This window comes from Hymenobacter sp. UYCo722, assembly GCF_040547115.1.
In the GTDB taxonomy this organism is placed as follows: Bacteria; Bacteroidota; Bacteroidia; order Cytophagales; family Hymenobacteraceae; genus Hymenobacter.
In genome coordinates, this window is sequence record NZ_JBEPPC010000003.1 from 444,722 (window position 1) to 462,251 (window position 17,530).

At 55.7% G+C, this 17,530-nt stretch carries 16 protein-coding genes and 1 pseudogene; 9 read left to right on the forward strand and 8 right to left on the reverse strand.

The genetic code is table 11. The features are described from left to right. Positions 1 to 209 precede the first annotated feature (209 nt). Complete coding sequence (locus ABIB44_RS11465; RefSeq protein ID WP_354584800.1) at positions 210 to 2,771, forward strand: ATP-dependent Clp protease ATP-binding subunit; 2,562 nt, start codon at positions 210 to 212, stop codon at positions 2,769 to 2,771. 101 nt (positions 2,772 to 2,872) lie between these two features. Here the strand turns inward: ABIB44_RS11465 and ABIB44_RS11470 are convergent, their stop codons facing one another. Further along, on the reverse strand, positions 2,873 to 4,756 hold the full coding sequence (locus ABIB44_RS11470) for a hypothetical protein (protein WP_354584801.1): 1,884 nt from the start codon (positions 4,754 to 4,756) through the stop codon (positions 2,873 to 2,875). 42 nt (positions 4,757 to 4,798) lie between these two features. Then, positions 4,799 to 5,224, reverse strand: a complete 426-nt coding sequence (locus ABIB44_RS11475; RefSeq protein ID WP_354584802.1) for a GPW/gp25 family protein — start codon at positions 5,222 to 5,224, stop codon at positions 4,799 to 4,801. Positions 5,225 to 5,585: 361 nt separating this feature from the next. Here ABIB44_RS11475 and tssD (ABIB44_RS11480) point away from each other — a divergent pair, with 361 nt between their 5' ends. Together tssD (ABIB44_RS11480) and tssD (ABIB44_RS11485) are read left to right on the forward strand one after the other, a co-directional pair. After that, on the forward strand, positions 5,586 to 5,981 hold the full coding sequence (tssD, locus tag ABIB44_RS11480; protein ID WP_354584803.1) for a type VI secretion system tube protein TssD: 396 nt from the start codon (positions 5,586 to 5,588) through the stop codon (positions 5,979 to 5,981). Between the two features lie 34 nt (positions 5,982 to 6,015). Further along, the gene (gene tssD / locus ABIB44_RS11485) at positions 6,016 to 6,420 is read left to right on the forward strand and encodes a type VI secretion system tube protein TssD (RefSeq protein ID WP_354584804.1); all 405 of its coding nucleotides are present in this window, start codon (positions 6,016 to 6,018) and stop codon (positions 6,418 to 6,420) included. Positions 6,421 to 6,491: 71 nt separating this feature from the next. On the opposite strand, the gene ABIB44_RS11490 is transcribed toward tssD (ABIB44_RS11485), so the two are convergent. Continuing rightward, positions 6,492 to 6,857, reverse strand: a complete 366-nt coding sequence (locus ABIB44_RS11490) for a hypothetical protein (RefSeq protein ID WP_354584805.1) — start codon at positions 6,855 to 6,857, stop codon at positions 6,492 to 6,494. A gap of 3 nt (positions 6,858 to 6,860) precedes the next feature. Further along, on the reverse strand, positions 6,861 to 8,060 hold the full coding sequence (locus ABIB44_RS11495) for a hypothetical protein (protein ID WP_354584806.1): 1,200 nt from the start codon (positions 8,058 to 8,060) through the stop codon (positions 6,861 to 6,863). A gap of 32 nt (positions 8,061 to 8,092) precedes the next feature. On the opposite strand from ABIB44_RS11495, the gene ABIB44_RS11500 reads away from it, so the two are divergent. The 5 genes and pseudogenes from ABIB44_RS11500 (at position 8,093) to ABIB44_RS11520 (ending at position 12,269) form a co-directional block, all read left to right on the forward strand. Next, positions 8,093 to 9,922, forward strand: a complete 1,830-nt coding sequence (locus ABIB44_RS11500) for a type VI secretion system Vgr family protein (RefSeq protein WP_354584807.1) — start codon at positions 8,093 to 8,095, stop codon at positions 9,920 to 9,922. A 2-nt stretch (positions 9,923 to 9,924) separates the two neighbouring features. Then, positions 9,925 to 10,221 (forward strand): annotated as a pseudogene (locus ABIB44_RS11505) (PAAR domain-containing protein); the annotation flags it as partial. Between the two features lie 166 nt (positions 10,222 to 10,387). Continuing rightward, complete coding sequence (locus tag ABIB44_RS11510; RefSeq protein WP_354584808.1) at positions 10,388 to 10,777, forward strand: hypothetical protein; 390 nt, start codon at positions 10,388 to 10,390, stop codon at positions 10,775 to 10,777. Next, the gene (locus ABIB44_RS11515) at positions 10,774 to 11,715 is read left to right on the forward strand and encodes a transglycosylase SLT domain-containing protein (RefSeq protein WP_354584809.1); all 942 of its coding nucleotides are present in this window, start codon (positions 10,774 to 10,776) and stop codon (positions 11,713 to 11,715) included. The genes ABIB44_RS11510 and ABIB44_RS11515 overlap by 4 nt, the downstream gene beginning before the upstream one ends. A gap of 38 nt (positions 11,716 to 11,753) precedes the next feature. Next, positions 11,754 to 12,269, forward strand: coding sequence for a DUF4123 domain-containing protein (locus tag ABIB44_RS11520; RefSeq protein ID WP_354584810.1), 516 nt, complete (start codon positions 11,754 to 11,756; stop codon positions 12,267 to 12,269). A 149-nt stretch (positions 12,270 to 12,418) separates the two neighbouring features. Here ABIB44_RS11520 and ABIB44_RS11525 read toward each other — a convergent pair whose 3' ends face one another. The 4 genes from ABIB44_RS11525 to ABIB44_RS11540 form a co-directional block, all read right to left on the reverse strand. Next, positions 12,419 to 12,688, reverse strand: coding sequence for a hypothetical protein (locus ABIB44_RS11525; RefSeq protein WP_354584811.1), 270 nt, complete (start codon positions 12,686 to 12,688; stop codon positions 12,419 to 12,421). A gap of 103 nt (positions 12,689 to 12,791) precedes the next feature. Continuing rightward, positions 12,792 to 13,700 (reverse strand): hypothetical protein, encoded by a 909-nt coding sequence (locus ABIB44_RS11530; protein ID WP_354584812.1) that lies wholly within the window; start codon positions 13,698 to 13,700, stop codon positions 12,792 to 12,794. Between the two features lie 33 nt (positions 13,701 to 13,733). Next, positions 13,734 to 14,900, reverse strand: a complete 1,167-nt coding sequence (locus tag ABIB44_RS11535) for a hypothetical protein (protein WP_354584813.1) — start codon at positions 14,898 to 14,900, stop codon at positions 13,734 to 13,736. Between the two features lie 178 nt (positions 14,901 to 15,078). Next, complete coding sequence (locus tag ABIB44_RS11540) at positions 15,079 to 15,936, reverse strand: TssN family type VI secretion system protein (protein ID WP_354584814.1); 858 nt, start codon at positions 15,934 to 15,936, stop codon at positions 15,079 to 15,081. A 210-nt stretch (positions 15,937 to 16,146) separates the two neighbouring features. On the opposite strand from ABIB44_RS11540, the gene ABIB44_RS11545 reads away from it, so the two are divergent. After that, positions 16,147 to 17,121 carry a type VI secretion system baseplate subunit TssG gene (locus ABIB44_RS11545; RefSeq protein WP_354584815.1) on the forward strand — a complete coding sequence of 325 codons (975 nt, stop codon included), beginning with the start codon at positions 16,147 to 16,149 and terminating at the stop codon, positions 17,119 to 17,121. The last annotated feature ends 409 nt before the right edge of the window (positions 17,122 to 17,530 follow it).

Sequence of the window (17,530 nt, forward strand, 5' to 3'; positions counted from 1 at the left end):
AAATTTTTCTATTTTAAAAATAATTTCTATTATCGCAGGATTATTTTTCCTTTTCCCACTAAACAGAGAATATAATCACAGCTAAACAACTGGCGAGCAATATACATCTAGATTTGCAGCGCTTCAAATATAGTTCTATACCTTAGAACCCGAAATACTTTGCTCCGCAGGCCGCTCTTTTTCATTTAAATCTTTCTTTTCAGCGTTTTATGGCGTACTCCGACAACCTCAAGCGCAGCCTGCACATTGCGCAGGCCGTGGCCCACGAATACCGGCAGCAGCACTATGCGGCTCCGCACTTGCTCACCGCCTTGCTTCACAACGAAATTGGCCTGGCCTCCTGGCTGGTATCGGTGCTGGACAAAGACATCCATTACCTGCGCGAATGGGCCGAAGTGCGCCTCGAAGACCAACCCAAGGCGGCCCGGCCGCCCGAAATGCCCACCCCCGACGCCGGCGTGCAGCAGGTGCTGGAAATGGCCGACCTAGTGGCCCTGCAACTCTCCCGCGACCAAACCGACCCGCTCAGCGCCCTGGCGGCGCTGCTACGGCCGGGCCTCGCCTTCTCGGCCGAACAGCTGAAATCGTTTCCCCTCACCCAAAAAGAGGTGACGGATGCGGCCCTGGCCGACCTGCCGCCCGTGGCCGCCGGCGCGGCGGAAGAATCTGGCAGCAACAAAGCCGCCGGGACCCCAGCGGCCGGCAAAGGCGGCGCTATTGCCACTTACTGCACCGATAAAACGGCCCAGGCCCGCAACGGCAAGCTGGACCCCATTGTGGGCCGCGACCGCGAAATCCGGCTGATGGCTGAGATTCTAGGGCGGCGCACCAAGCCCAACGTGCTGCTGATTGGCGAGCCCGGCGTGGGAAAGTCGGCGCTGGTTGAAGGCTTTGCCCAGCAGATTGCCCAAGGCTTGGTGCCGGTGCACCTGCGCGAGGTAACGTTGTTTGAGCTGGACCTGGGCACGCTGGTGGCCGGCGCCTCCTATAAGGGCGAGGTGGAAGACCGCATCCGCAAGGTGCTCACAGAAGTAAAGCAGTACACCCGCGCCATTCTGTTTATTGATGAGATTCACGTGCTGCTCGACCCCAAAGGCAGCGCCGGCAGCGGCATCGCGCAGCTGCTCAAGCCCGAGTTGGCGCGGGGGGAACTGACGGTTATCGGGGCCACCACCAACGATGAATACCGCCAGTACATTGAGAAAGACGAGGCTTTCAACCGCCGCTTCGACATTGTACGGGTAGAAGAACCCACGATGGTAGTGGCCGAGCGCATGCTGGACCGGGTGCTCCCCATTTATGCGGCCCACCACGGGCTGGCCATTGGCGAGGGCACGATAGGCGAGGCGGTGCGCCTTGCCAAGCGCTACCTCAAGGACCGGCAGCTGCCGGATTCCGCCATCGACCTCGTGGACCGAACCATGGCTGCTATCCGGATGCTCGACGAGCAAGCGGTAATTGGCCTCACGCAGCTGCAAACGGATTTTGAGGCCCTGGCCGCACGGGGCACGGAGCTGGGTGAAGCTGATTACCTGCGGGAGCTGCGCTGGCTGCTCTACCAGGTGCAAAACCAGGTGAGCCAGCTGTGGCTCAACCAGCTGGAAAACGACCAGCAACCCGAAACCCTGGAAACCAGCGCCGAGCTGGAAACCTACCTGCGCGAGATTCTGGGGGCGGTGCTGGCCCTGGCCGACACGAAGAAAGAAAGCGTGGAAAAACACGACATCGCGGCCATCGTGTCGGGCAAAACCGGCATTCCACTGGGCAAGCTGCAAAGCAACGAGCGCGAGAAGCTGCTGCACATGGACCAGATACTGCAAAAGCGCGTGATAGGCCAGGACTATGCCGTGAAAGCCATGTGCGCGGCCATTCTGGAATCCCGCTCGGGCCTGACCAAGGCCGGGCAGCCCATCGGGTCGTTCTTTTTTCTGGGGCCTACCGGCACCGGCAAAACCGAGCTGGCCAAGTCCCTGGCCGATTTTCTGTTTAACGACGAGTCGTTTCTCATTCGCTTCGATATGTCGGAGTTTAAAGAGGAGCACTCCGCTGCGCTGCTCTACGGCGCGCCTCCCGGCTACGTGGGCTACGAAGAAGGCGGCCTGCTGGTGAATAAAATCCGGGAAAAGCCGTACTCGGTGGTGCTTTTCGATGAGATTGAAAAGGCCCACCCGTCGGTGTTCGACATCTTCCTGCAAATTCTGGACGAGGGCCGGCTGAGCGACCGCCTGGGCCGCGAAGGCGACTTCAGCAACGCGGTTATCCTCTTCACTTCCAACATCGGTTCGGAGCAGATTGCCGCCTCTTTTACCGCCGGGCAGATTCCGTCTTCCACCGACCTGATGGATACCATGACCCGTTTTTTTCGCCCCGAGTTCCTAGCGCGTCTGACCGAAATCGTGCCCTTTGCGCCCATCTCCGAAGCCAACGTGGGCCGTATTTTCGATATTCACCTGCGGCCTTTGGTGGAGCAGCTGCGGCGTCAGGGCATTACCCTGACGCTGAGCCCCGAGGCGCGGCAGCACCTTGCCCTGTCGGGCTTCACGCCCAAGTACGGCGCGCGGCCCATCACCGGCGTGATTCGGCAGCAACTGCGGCGGCCCATTTCGCGGCTCATCATCGGCGGTGAGGCGCGCCAGGGTACCTTGTTAGCCCTAGACTTGCCTGAAGGCAGCGAAGCCGTGAGGTGGACCACCACCCAAACAGCGGAAGCAACACCGGAAATTGAAGAGGTGTCGGTAGCTGCCGCAGTCGCCGACGCGGAAACGCTATGACCGGGTGGTAATCAACTCGCGGTACCGTCTGGTTTTCAGCAAAAAGCTTCCGTACGTTGCAGTGCGGAAGCTTTTTTGTTAGCATTAGCTGGCTCGTTTCGTTATACCACCGCCGTCGGTTTTACCACTACCTCATATGGAAGGTTCATTGACGACTGCCCGGCAAGAGTAGTGCGTAGCTCTTGGGCCGCGAGCTGCCATTCCGGCGGACTGAGTTTGTTGGCCACGCTGGGGGTGAGTAGCACCTGAATGCAACGCACGAAGCCAGCCGTGGGCGTAGTTCCGCTTTGAAACCCTTTCTGAACCTCCACCTCGGCAAGGTGGGTGCCCAGCTCAGCCCAGCACGCTGATTTAATGTCAGCCAAGGTCACAAGACGATTGCGAGCCAGCAAATTGCGGCGCAGTGCATGGGTGCGCTCTTCGGGGCTGGGCCGCTCCCGGCCGCCCCCGGTGCTGCTAAGCAGTCGCACTTCGTCGATGTCCTGGCCGTCGTAAACACGCAGTGGGCTGCCGGCCGCCAATCGGTTGGCGGCTTCCCCGTTGCTCGACCAGTACTCCAGATACACGCTGTCGTTCACCTCTTGGGGGCGCAATAGCAAGTACGGTACCGGCTGTTCCACCGCACCGGTCCGGTCGAGGCGCTCTTCGAGACGCGCCAGGTTCTGGTCTAACTCGCGCAGAATGGAGCCAATAAAATCAGTGCCGGCCGCTGTAAAAGCCCGGCTCTCGTCGCGCAGTAGCTCCAGTAGTTCGCGCAGGGCTTCCCGGCCGGTGCGCGTGTCGAAGCGGCCCACTCCGTGGGTGCGGAGCGTGTAGGTATCCGTTGGGCCTTCAGTTAGGTCCGCCAAGGTGGTAAAGCGGTACACCACATTGCTCAGGCTGTACACATCCCGGACGGCTAGAAAAGGCTCCTCGCTCACCAAAGGAAATATGTTCAAGGCCGGTTGCAACCTGAAAAGCACCTTGTGCAAGCGGCGGTTCAGCACCGGAAAGCAGTTCAAGGCACACACCATCTGGTCGAAGGCCGCCGGTGGCAAAGCGTGAGCAAAACGCAACTCCAGCCATATCAGCGGCTGGGTAAGGGCCTGTAGCTCGGTGGCCGGGTCGGTAAAGGCGGCGGTCAACTCCATGGGATAAGGGCGGGGTTCGTAGGTTTTTAACGCGCCGGAAGGGCCCGCGAGCCGCACAAAAGCGGGGCCGTACAGGCCACGCACCTGCTGCTCGACGCGCTGTAGAAAATCATACTCCCGGTTGAGTGCCCCATCTGTTTGGCCACTGGCCTGCCCGGGCTCGCGCAATCCCTGAAGAGGCTTCACTTCAATGCCCCCCAACAGCCACTGCTCGCCGGGCAAGAAACCGGCGTAGAAGTCTCGCTGCGGCTCGTTCAACCAGTCAAAGTAAAAGGTCAAATCATCAAAGCTTGCGCTTTGAGTTGGTAATTCCAGCCCTATCCACAGGCGGCGGTGAGCGGACGGCGGTGGGGCCAAGGCCTGGGCCACTACCTGCTTTTGGCCCGTGGGCTCAACGAGCCAGACTGCCGAGTCCGTGGCTAGACACCGCACCGCGCCGCTCACGAGGCGCGTATCCTGCAGCGGCGAAAAAAACAGCTCTTGCCCGGCCGCCTGTCGGCCCACGGTAGGGGGGACAAACACAAATTGTGCGGTGGCGGGCAATATGACCGCGGGCTCGCTGGCCTGGGCCTGGGCAATGCCATGGGCCGGTTGCGGGGCGTCCACTACGTCGGGATTTAGCAGCCGGGCCAGCCGTTCCACGAGGCGGTACTGGGTGTTGTTCAGCTCCTGGCCAACTTTTTCAAACTCCACGGAGCAGGCTTCCAGCAGCAGTTGCACCAAGGGGTCAAAGCCATCTAGCTCCGCTTCGCTGTAGCCCCACAATTCCGCCGCTTGGCGGGTAAGGCGGCTCTTAACGCTGGCTTTACTGAAATCAGTAGCTGCCGCAGAAGCAAAGGACGAAGGAGTAGGCACGGTAAAAGCTGAGAGTCGTAAAAGGTATTGTATTGAACTGGTTTACTCTACCGAGAGCGGGGCAATGAACAGGCTGGCCTGAAAAGTAAATGGCTCATCGGTCCGGTGCAAAGCGGCCGTCACGACCACCTCCAGGCGTTTGCGGACTTGTTGGCCCACGTTCTTGCTTTCGAAGTCCGACACCGCTATTTGGGCCCGGGGATGCACCAGACGGGGCTCAAAGTTGCGGATGGCCTCTTCCACGGAGCGTTGCACGGTGTCTTTCCAACGCATCGTGGTCATGGCTTCAAAATCCTGTTCCCACACCTGGCAGCCAAAAGCAGGCTCGTATCGCGACTCGCCAAAATAAGTGGTCAGCATCAAGTACAGGTGCTGCGCGATGGACTCCTGCAGTGAACAGCGCACCAGCTGCTGGCGCTCGACAATGCCCGCCAAATCAAGCGGTAATTGATAGTAGGTATTACCCATGGAAACGCGGGGAGTAGAAATGGAGGCTAATAATAGTGAATTATCTTTATTTATTAATCAAAGTTGTTTATTTTGCACTATCGAAATCCTGTTGTAGGTACCCTTCGCTATGTCTTTGTGCATTGACGGGTTGCTAATCAAAGAGCCTGGAAACGATTTTTGCTTTGTGTTTTCATTGCCCAATGCCACAGGCCAAACCCGTTAAAAGGCAGCCAATGAGATGATAGTCTGCCTTGCTGTTGTTGGCAAGACGTCTTAGCCGGTGGGGCGTCGATGATTATCTATTGTTGCTACCCGAATCCGACAAGCTCACACCACGCTCTGATTCGTTGGTGCAAACCACCACTTTTTCATTGCTTCCATGTCATTTAGTGCAGCCTTCATCGTCAACAACAAGAGCTATTCGGTACGCAGTTTCATGTGGAGCGTGCAGCAGAGAACCGATGCTATGGGGCGCCCCGACGCCCGCGTACAGGGTGGGCAGCTAGTGGTCGAACTGGACTCCGAAGCAGATGAGACCCTGCACCATTGGGGCTTGGACGACACCAAAAAGATGAGTGGTGAATTAGTGGTTTTCTCGCCGGATAACCGCCTTTCCCGTCGTAAAACCATCAAGTTCACCGACGCCTACTGCATCGGGCTGGGCAAACGATTTGATGGCTCTGCCTCCGGCAACGGGATGACAATGACGCTTACCCTTTCGGCAAACCGCCTCAATATCGGCGAAGTGGAGCTGGACAATAATTGGCCTACCTAGCACTTTCATTGCCGGGGCATACTCGGTTTTCCCTATGGCATCTTTTCTCTGCATCCTCACGGTCGGCAATCAGGACTTTCCGGTCATTCACTGCTCTTACGAATTCAAACAAGCTACCAACGAGCGGGGCCGGGTCGCAGCCAAGGTACGTAGTGGGCTCATCACGCTGCAACTCGACGTGCCCGAAAGCGACCTATTAGTAGCATGGGCGGCCGACTCGCGAAAGAAGCTTAGCGGGGAGTTGGTTTTTCAGGAAACCAACCGCCCCGTGGCCCGCGAAAAGCTCGCCTTTGAGGACGCCTTCTGCGTATCTTATGAGGAAGTATTTGTTTCCGGCGATGGCATGGATGGCGCCTACCAATGCACCGTGCAAATTTCAGCCGCTAAGCTGACCATGGGAACGGTCGAAAATGACAGTTACTGGACACAAACGCGCTAGCTGAACCCTGGGATTTGGGTAGCTGCTCCGAGGCGGTTGGGCAAAGCTAAAAACCAATTCGTGGCTCGGCGTTACCGGTAGGACCCGGTCTGCGTTTGGGCCAGCAGGGCGCGCATGTTCTCCGCATCAAGCTGTGGAAAACGCTCCGCGACGGCTGCCGCCACGCGCTCGGGGGCCAACGCGCCGTCGCGCACGTCGTATTGCCGGGCCGCTGCAAAATTGTAAGCCTCGACCACTTCCCGCCAGAGTTGTTCGACGGCTGCGCTGCTCAAGGCGGTAAAACGTTGCCGGGTAACGGCTAGCAAGGGGGCTTCAGCCCCTTGGTTGAAACGCAGGTACTGGTCCATCAAAAAGTTGAAGGGGTCCTCGGTGCTTCGAACTTCTTTTGGGGACGGTGCGGCCTGCCGCCGGCCCATGAAGGATTGTAACCAGCCCATAGCTTACTTTTTGGGGATGGGTTTGATTGTAATATTCTTCACTTTGCCCGCGCGTTGGGAGGCTTCCAGCACGCCTTTCTCCTCGGTTACCCATATGCTGTTCACCGCGTCGTAGCGGGGGCCTTGAAACACTTCAACCTCGCCCCGGGCTTGACTTGCAAAGCGCTTCGACAGCCGGGACCATTGTGGCCGCATTTGGTTATTCCAAAACGGCGTCTCGCGGAGCAAGCGCGGGTCAAACAAGGCCGTTTGGGTTTCGAGCCACGCGCCTCCCTTTGTCATCTCCAGCGTGGCCCGGCCGCTTGAGTTGGCCAATGCCTTGGCTTCGGCCGAACTGCCTTCCAGCCCCGACCAAAAAGCAGACTTGTTGGGCAAGGTGCTCACGTTGCGAAAAGGAATTTGAAGGCGGACGGACGTGAACCGGCGGTACACTGGCAAAACGGCACGGGCTTGGGCAATTCTGCCTGCACCGGCCGGCAGCGTACCCAGCTTTTGCAAAGAAGTGGCAATGGAACGCAGCTGCACAGTTTCACTCACCGCCACGCCTGCCCCAATCTTGAGCGCTGCCCCGCCACCTTTGGCTAGAACCACATCCCCGATAATTCGCCCCACGGCGTGCCCCCATTGCCGACAGGTCCAGCGGGGTACGTCTAACACCAGTTGGTTGATGGCTTGCAATATCTCCAGTTGCCGCTGGGCCACATGCGTGCCCCACAGCCAGTCAAACGCCTGCGCTGCCGCCAGGCCGCTGGGCACATCCAATGGCCGGAAGAGGCTAAGTGCCATGGCGGTGGTGGCCAGTTCGCTGTAGGTTTTGCTCTCCCACATGTCGCGGCTTACCAAATTCCAGGCGTTTTTCAGCGAATCTGTCAGGCCTTCCATTACCCCCTGGCCAAAGTCGGAGAAAGAGGAAGCGTACGCCCGGCTGAAGGTGGCTGAACCGCCCCCACTCGCCGCCTGCTCCATCGTGCGCGGGCGTAATTGCGGGGCCGGGCCGCTGCGAAGCACGGCATCGTTGGTACCGCGCGAGGTGACGCACGCCCGCGGGCCGCGGGGGTGACCGGCGCCGCCCCGGTTTGTGCCGGCAACGGTGAAATAGCTGAAACGAGACGTGGGTAGTGGCATCGGAGTGAATGTTTTTTGCCTCAGGCGGCGCGAGAAGCAGGTATACTTCGGGACAGCGAGTGAGAAATATTTATACAAGTTAAGAGAATAACAATTATATTGCTAGTCCTATGTCCTATCCCGTTCGAGTAAGTGTTCATGTCGAAGGCGGGCGTGCCTTGACCGATTTCAAAAGCCTGATGATTACGCAGGACTTATTCACGCACCACACGTTCGCGCTCGACTTTTCGTTTGAGGCCCTGGGCAAAGCGTTGGGTATTCGCCCCGACCTACTTTTCAAGCAGGGACACGAAAAACTGAGTGGCAAGTACCTGACCATCAGTTGGAGCAGTGCCTTGGACAGCGACAAAGGCCGTAAGTTCGAGTTTAAGGGCCTCATTACCGAAACCAGCATCCAGACCAGCGCCGACCTTACCAATTACTACCACGTTAGCGGCGCCAGCCCCACCGTGCTGCTAGAAGACGGCAGCCAGAGCCGTTCGTTTGTAAAGCAAACCGTGCAACAAATTTTCTCGGATGTACTCGGTGCTTACGACGGCAATGCATTCGCCCGTCAGCTCAAACCCCGGCAGAAAGGCACCCTGCCCTATGTGGCGCAATACGACGAAAGCAACTACAATTTCCTCAGCCGCCTAGCTGCCCAGCAGGGCGAATGGCTCTATTACGACGGCACCACCCTCCGGCTTGGGCTGGGCACTGCCAAAGCCAGCAAGTTTCAAAGTAGCGGGGTGCAGAACTTCACCCTCTCGATGAACCTGCAGCCCGGGCAGCTCCGAGCCAGCCACTACAACTACCGCGCCCACCAGCCCCTGCAAGCCACGGCCAAGGTGCCCACCGGGGTAGATGCGTTCAGCAAGTTTGCGGTGCAGCGCTCAAAGGACTTGTTCAGGCAGCCGCACCGGCTGCTGGCCGACTCCGTGCTGACCGATAAAAGCCAACTCCAACAAACCATCGACACGCTTGCGGCCAAGCAGGTGAGCGGGCTGGTGGCACTGGAAGGACACGGCGAAGCGTTCGACCTCCGCCCCGGTGGCCTGCTAGACGTGCGCGACGCCGCGGGCGTAGACTATGGCCAATACCGCGTGCTGGCCGTGGAGCACGAGCTGGACGGCGACGGCAACTACCAAAACCGCTTCAAAGCCATGTCCGGCACGTTGGATAGCCCGCCAGTGAATGAGCATTACGCCTCGCCCGCTGCTCATCCCGAGCTGGCCGAAGTAATCGACCTGGCCGACCCGCGCCACCTGGGCCGCGTCCGGGTGCGTTTCCAGTGGGACGTGGCCAAGCCGAAAGAAGCCGAATCGGGCTGGCTGCGCGTAACGTCGCCCTACAGCGGCGACGGCAAAGGCCACATGTTCACGCCCGAAGTGGGTTCGCAGGTGCTGGTGAGCTACGAGCACGGCCGCCCCGATTTCCCGGTGGTAGTCGGCAACCTATTCCACCCCAAAAACAAGCAAGGAGCCGCTTACAGCCCCGACAAAAACAAAGTGAAAGGCCTGCAAACGGCCGGCGGCAACAAAATCGTGTTCCACGACGAAGCCGGCAAGGAGCGCATCCTCATATCCAACGGCAAGCCCGGCAAGCGTGATACCAAGCTGGAAATCTCCTTCGATAAAGATGGCGCCATACTGTTGGAAACCAAAGGCAGCATCACGCTGAATGCCAAAACCAAAATTTCGCTCGCATCCAAGGAAATCAGCCTCCAGGCCGACGACAAGATAACGCTGCAAGCCGGCAAGAAGATAACCATCAATAGCTCGGGCACCACTGACGTGCAGGCCACGCAAGGGGTAACAGTGAAAGGCCAGAAGTTGGAGATGAGCGCCCAAACTACCGCTAAGCTAGCCGGCCAAACCGGCGTCAAAGTAGAAGGCCTCACCGCCGAACTCAGCGGCTCCTCCATGACCACCGTGAAGGGCGCTTTGGTAAAAATCAACTAACCATGGGAAAGCCCGCTGCTCGAATTGGTGATATGCATATGTGCCCGATGGTAACACCGGGGCTGCCGCCTATCCCGCACGTGGGTGGGCCCATCACCGGGCCCGGCTGCCCTACGGTACTGATAGGGGGGATGCCTGCGGCGGTGATGGGGGATATGTGTACTTGTGTTGGGCCGCCTGCGACGGTGGTGCTGGGTTCTACAGGGGTTTTTATTGGAGGGAAGCCTGCCGCCCGCATGGGGGATATGACAGCCCATGGCGGTTCTATTACGGTGGGGTGTCCTACGGTTTTGATTGGGGAGACGAGTCCGGGTAGTGTTAGCGGGGGTGGGGGTATTTCAGCTTTTGCAAGTTTGCCGACAAATCAACAAGCTAAGTTGTTAAATGGAATAGATAAGAAGGCTGTAATGGTTATTGAACAAATAGCTGTTTTAATAGAAGCGGCGAAAGAGGGTGTTCCATTCTGTGAAAAATGTTACCAGTCTCTCTTTAATCAGTAAACCAATGTTTGTTATCAATAAGGAGCAATTTTCAGCAATAGCAGATGCCCAAAAAATCACTTCTGAGAAGAGAATAAAGGAATACATTGCCCAGTATTATCCGATTGTAACTAACAGTTTAAATGATAACGAGCTAACTTATTTGTTACGCGAATGTGTAGCAAAAGCGAATAAATACGGGCTGATGCAAGAATGGAAAGTTTTATTGTATGTAAGTTCAATAATATTGTTGGGAATTGGTTTTGAAGATAAAATTGGAAATAAATGGATGTCTTCTATCCTTAATAATGATTATTTGGATTCGGATAAAAAAGCTGGTCATCTAATCGACTTTGTTAAGTCGCAATTGTTATGAAAAAGGAACAGTCCTTGCATGAAAAAATTGTTAATATTATTAATGCAATTTCTCTTGCATTGGCGTCGGAAAGTCTTTCTGTAGATTTAAGTAAGGCTAGGCACTCGTCACAGCACGATGTGAACAGTCATGTTTCAATCAAAAAAAATGAGTCTGGTGCAAATAAGAGGGTAGATTCTTTTATGAAAGCATTAAAGGGTGCCAAGGCCAGTAGTCATGCTAATGTCAATTCGAGTGAAGTTATTAAGGAGTGCCCTTTACGTAAAAAGAAAAAGAGCTTAAGTTTAAAGAAAAAAGGTTGGCACGAAAATTATCTCGATAATAAACAACTCTACGAAAAGTACATAGCTGATGCAGCAAATAAATACAGTAAAGAAATAGGGTTGCCGCCAATGGAGGTAGCTAAAACACTGAAAACTATGATGTATATTGAATCAAAGGGGGACGCCAATGCTGTTAGCAGGACCGATTGCAGGGGACTATTTCAGTTTGCCAAAAAAACGGGCAGGAGTATGAAGCTAGTAAATCAAGATGCTGACCTTAAGCCGTTTGACAATAGATTCGACCCACAAGCTAATACTGATGCAGCTGCTAGGCTTTTGGCTGATAGCGCGAAGCAGTTGAAAAGGAAAAACATTCCCGTTACGCCTACAAATTTATATGTTATACACCAGCAGGGCGCCCCATTAGGAGGAAAGCTGCTTAAAGCTAAAATGGATAATACCATTTCTGATTTAGCTATAAATGATAGAGAACGAAAATCGTTTGATTTGAACGGGGGCAAAGACAAATCGCCTGAACAGTTCGTTGATATGTGGATTGAAAAATATAAAGTTAATGATGACAAGGTTGATGAACTAGATAAGCCAAGTATTGAATATTTGGAAGGACCCCGAATTTTAGGTTTTGATAAACCTCGATATGAAAATTTATCATAACCGTTTAATTTTCAATTGTTTGTTCTTCCTTTTTAGTCATGACATATACATACGTTATTTTAGATGGCGCTAAAATGCTGAGCCTATTAGCAACTGTGCAAAGATTAAATAATAATTATTTATCACTTTATAGAGGCGATAAGTGGGGTGCGTTATCATCGGTAGCCCCTTACATTTTTTGTTTTCAAAAAGAAACCATTTTTACTAAATGGTTAATAAAGCGAGGCTGGGGGAATTCCTTTGGGATTTTTATCAATTCCTCTGCTACTTTACAAGAGATTCATCGTCATTTTCGCAAATTTTTGATGGTCCAAACAGATACAGGGAAAAAACTGTATTTTCGTTTTTATGACCCTAGGGTGTTACGGATATTTTTGCAAAATTGTGATGAAGCACAGCTTTTAAGCTTCTTTGGTCCAGTGAGCTTTTTTATTATGGAAGACGAGAGCCCGAAACAAGCATTGGTTTTCTCGTTGAGGCAAGGTAAGCTTAATTGTAAGGTCATAGTGACAGAGACATTATTTTCAAATACTAGTACAATAGCTGACAACTAAAAAGGATTTTCTTAGGCCATATGTCAAACTGCAGTTGGCTGAATTTCAAATTGTCTGTCAGCTTGTGGATTAAGATGAAAAAGGCTGCCTAGTAACACTGTTATCAGTAGTTACTAGGCAGCCTTTCGCTTTCCAGCCAACAAGCCATACTACAAGTCCAGCTCTATCTCCCAGCTGTTAGACTCGTCAAACGGGTAAAAGTCAACTTGGTGCTTCCAGCTTGCCTCATGGCCTAAGCCTGGGTTGGTGGGTACCTGCTTGCCCAAGTCCTCTTTAAAAGCCACGGTAATCTTGGGCCCTATAACGCTGCTGCAAACGCCTACAGCACCCTTATGGATTTGCACCACCTCATTTTTGTGGGTCTGCATCCGGGTGTTGGGGCCTGTGTACTTCACGTACTGGCCCTTGTAGGAATTCATGACTGCCGAAATGGGTCCAAAAAGTATCATTGCCTTTTGCCGTTTGTTAATCCGACCTATTATAATGCAAGCTAAGCGGATACTAAGCTATGCTCGGCTGCCCCTAAAACACTCCAAAGAACCGGGCGGGCCGCCCGAGTTCGACATTGATGGATTCCAGGGCTTTCTCCGCGCTTTGTTTCATTTCCGCAGTAGAGGCATCCTCCCGCACTTGTAGCAGGGCCGTGCGGGACTGTTCGAGCAGCTGCTTGCGCTCGCGGCTGCCGGCTTTAAAGTCCAGCCCGCGCTGGCGCATGCAGTCGGCTTCGGCAAAAGCCACTTTGTCTTTCAGCTCTTCAATCTGCAGCAGCGTCGATACGCTTGGCGTGGCGGCGGCCTGGCTGGGCTTGGGGCGGGGCGCCGGCGCTGCCGCCGCTGCGGCGGGCGCGGGTGCTGGCGCGGCCGCCGGGCGGCTGTTGGCAATGGCCTGCAGCATCATAATCTGCTGCTTGGCCTGGGACAGCTCCGCCGCCAGGGCCACATTGCCCTTGGCCGCATCGCCGCTCCGGTTGAGCTCCTGCTGCATCAAATCAATGGTGCCCCGGTTTGAGCGAAACAGCGCAAAGTCGCGCAGCACATTGCTGGCCAGCTGGCGGTGGGCCGGAACGGTCATGCCCGCCGAGTCGTCCTTCAGCTTGCTCAGCGTGTTAACGATGGCCGCCATGTTGTCCTGATTCATGGTGGTGAACTTGCCCAGCTCAAGCAGGTCGTCCTTCTTGGTCTTGCTCATTTGCTGGTCAATGGCAACCGTGTGCTGCAACCGTTGCGTCAGCGTATCGAACCGGGTCACCAGTTGGGCCTGCTCCTGCCTCGTGCGGTCCATCTCGGCCCGCAGCCGCGCGTTTTCGTCCGCAATGCTTGAATTGGAAAAAAGGTAGTAGGACGCACCGAGCGGGATAAGCAGCGCGAGCAGGTACAGCAATGAAAACTGCCACAGACGGGTGCGGCGTTCGGCTTGATTGAGGGAATTCATGAACGAAAAATAGAAGCGAAAAGCAAGGGCTATTTAACTGGAAGTAAAAGGCGTCCAGGCTGTTGCGCCATTGGAGCGACCCTCCGAGCCGATGGCTCCGCCGGCGGTTGCTTTGGCGATGGGATTCTCGTTGATGAAGGTCTGCCACCCCTCTTTATTCTTCCCGATGTACTCCAGTTGGCTAAGCTGGCGAAAAATGCCCCCCACCAACGACCATAAATACTGCTGCTGCCTCAGGTGCTCATGCACCTGCTGGTGGTCGTAGGCGATGTTGACGGCCGTCTGCAAAGCCGCCAGCAGCGTTGCTGGCAAAATTTCCGACCACTGTTCAAAGTACTTCAGCAATTCCTCGCGCTCGGCTTCGGTCAGGCTGTCAAGGGAGGTCTTGACCTGTTTGGCCACCCGGGCCAGCGCATCGAGCAGGTAGAGGGGCGGCTGAGCTGCTGCCATAAGCCGCAGCGTGGTGAGCTGCTGCGCTAAGGCAAATACGGTGTGCTCAGCCAGCGCCCGCACCAGCTCGGCCAGGGGGTTGCTCTTGTCGAGGCGCAGCTTGACTTTGTGAATCACCTTAAAAGCATCTGTTTCCAGCTCCGTGAGTTGAAAGTCGAGTTGGTGCAGCATTTGCAGCAGCGCCGGATGACTGGCCACGGCGGTGCAAGGCGGCACAAAATGGCCAACCGGCCGCAGCATACCATCCGTGAGCAGCAGCTCGCCCACGGGCAGGGCAAAGGCCGCGCTGATGGCGGTATGCAGCTGCTGGGTGGGCACGAAAGAGAGTCCGTAGGTGGGCCGGGAATAGGGATGGCGCGGGGGCAGTTCGTCGGGCGATGGGGCACCGGCAGGTACCCGCTCAAAGGGGTTCACGGTGAGCATCACACTGAAGCGCGTGCCCTCGTTGGCCGGCAACCCGAACGTATTCAACAGCTGCACCAGATTGGTGCGGGCGGTGAGCGGGGTCGAGGAAGCCGAGATTTCTATCCGGGCCCCACCGGCGGTCACCGCCTGGCACTGGGTCAGGCGGGCCTGCACTTCGTTTTGGGGGTCCACCGTCACGAGGAGCTCAAAATCGGAGCCGCTCAACTCATTAAAACTCGGCAGCAGGCCGTAGTAATCCGGCCGCAGGTGCAAGGCCGTTGCGTCGCGTAGCTGGTCGGCAAAAGCATGGCTGGACTCCTCAAAATGGCGGCGGGAAATTTTCATTCCGTCCACCCAGTTCACGGGAAAGTGGGTAATGGCTGGCAGCATGAGCAAAATAGACCAAAGTGGATATAATGTCGGCCCCGCGGCGGCGGCCCGAAAGCGGCTTGATGCTTTCGGTAGAACCAATGCGCCATGCAGCGAAGAAACCTGCGGCTAATGTCTGTGCATTGTCATTGACTTACTCCTCCTGCGGACCGTGATAAAGCGGTACCCGCTCTGCCACGATGATACTGCCCTGCCGCAGAAAATTATCCTCAAACGTGTAATCGGGGTCGTAGTACTGCCGTCGCCGCCACCAGGGCCGCTTGGCATAGAAAAGCCAGCCAAACGCTCGGCCTTGGTTGTCCAGATACTGCAGGGTTTGGTCGGGCTTGAGGCGGTTGTAGTCGGTCATGAAAATCGCAAACAAGTCCCCTAGTCGCATCTCATAGGGGGCCTTGGACGTGAAGTCGTGGTAGAGCGGGTCGGCGAAGCGGCGGGACATCCAGAAGTGCACTACCATAAAGTGGTTCAGGTCGATGCGCGAAAAGTTGGGCGGCGGAGCAAGGGGGTTGTATTGCCAAAGCTTGTATTCCGGCCGGGGAATTTCCAGCCAGGTCTGGTACGCCTCCCAGAAGAAGAACGGCAGCAGAAACGGAATGGTAGCTGTGGCAAAGCCGTCCGGCGAAAAATGGTTTTTGGCCCACGGCACCCAGCGCAACGCAAGGATAACCCCAGCAGCGACCACAGCTGTGAGCAACAGCACCAGGGCGCGCTGCCAGCGGCGCTCGGTGCCGGCCAGGCCCAGCCAGGCCGGCAGGCGGGCGGCATACAGCCAGCCCAGCAGCAGGCAAGCCAGTTGCAGGAGGGCACCGGTCAGTGGATAAGACCAGGAACTGCGCACAGCAGCCATTCCCAGCAACCCAAACCCCAGCACCGTACCCAGAAAATATAGGATACCGTTTAGCAACGCACGGTTGCCCTTGGCCTGCGCGGCCAGCCCGGACATGGCACCAGCGGCCGCCCCGCGGGCCTGAGAAGAAGGGTCAGAAAACATTGACAAGCCGAGAGCTATAATGCCGTAATGGTTTGAAAAAGAGAAATGTAAATCAGCAGAAATTACTGAATTACATTAGTGAATAAGATATACTTAGGTATTCACGCTGAGACCAAAGTACGAATTTTTTTTCTCCAACCAAATTGCGTAGCTCCGACTTCACAAAGCCAATAGGGAGCTATAAGTATTATTTTATACCTTGCTTTTGCTATGAAGGAGAACCAACCCGCTACCCATTTGCTGGACTTCCTGCGCCAGCAGCCCTACGATTTGCGCCTGGAAGTAATTTTGGCCGAGCTGCTGGACCATGGCCATACCCTGGAGGAATTTCTGGTGCGCCCGCTGGGCTTGTTTGCCCGACGCTACCGGCGTGACCTGGGTGAAGTTTACGAAGAAAAATTTGAACGTGCCCGGCGTCAGGTGGTCCGCACCGTGCTCGAAGTGCACCGGGAGGGGCTTTATGATGCCCTGCCCCAGCAACTGTTCCATCAGCCGGGCGCGGCATCGGGAACGCCGGGCACCGCGTCGATGATTGAGGAGATTCGCCGCCAGCGCCAGAAAGAGCGGGCTACGCGCCAGTTTTTCTTACCGCTGGAACAGGAGTTTTTCCGCTGCCGGGTTCGGATTGAACAGGAAGAGCGCCGCTACCTGGCCAACGTCTCGGCGCAGTGGTACAACGAAACCATGGCGCGCTTTTGGGGCATTGCGGATGCCTGCCTGCCTGCCGGCCCGCTCAGCAGCCTGCTTTACCTGCTGCCCCTGGCCCACGGCCTGGTGGGGGATTTGCCGCGCACCCAGCGCTGCTTTGAAAGCGTGCTGGGCCATCCGGTTAGTTTTCGCGTGGTGACGCCCCTGCAATTTGCCCTGCCTGCCGCACCCAAAGCTAGTATGGGAGGAGCCGCATTGGGAGACCTGGCATTGGGCGTCGACCTAGTGTTGGGGGGCGACTACCGGGAGGTGCTGCCTGCGCTGGAAGTCTCGCTGCTGGAACTCTCGGTTTCAGAGCTGGAAGCGTATCTCAATCAGGAATGGCCGGCCCGGGCGCTGTCATTGCTGCTGGAGTATTTCGTTGCTTTTGAAACCGATGTGACGTTGGTCTACGGCCTGGCTCAGTCTACCCCGTCCTTTCTGCTAGGTGAGGGAGCCCAATCGGCAGTACTGGGCTACACCACAGCGGGCATTTAGGCAATTATTGCGGCCGACGGACCAACGCTTCCACTTGTTCGGGGCGGCACTTGCGTCGTGGCCGGAGACACAAGCCGCATTCGCTGACGAGGGGGCTACATCCTCGCAGGTGGACAGCGAGCACCAATCCGGCGTGCAGCTCATTAACCAAATAGCTGTGAATAATACCGCCAGGGCCTTAACAGGGCAATAGATAGATTTAATTTTTTATTGTATATATAAGTTGAGCCATTGCTAATATATTTGCCTTATATTATCATTGATTATTGAAACAATATAATGAATTTTGCTTCCGCATTGTTGTCCTTCGCTGCAAATAGATTCTTTGGGCGTTGATTTTGACTTCGTTTGCGGAAACTCCCGACTTTACCATTCCCTCGCTGATGGCAGGATGCAGAAGCAGTTTCCA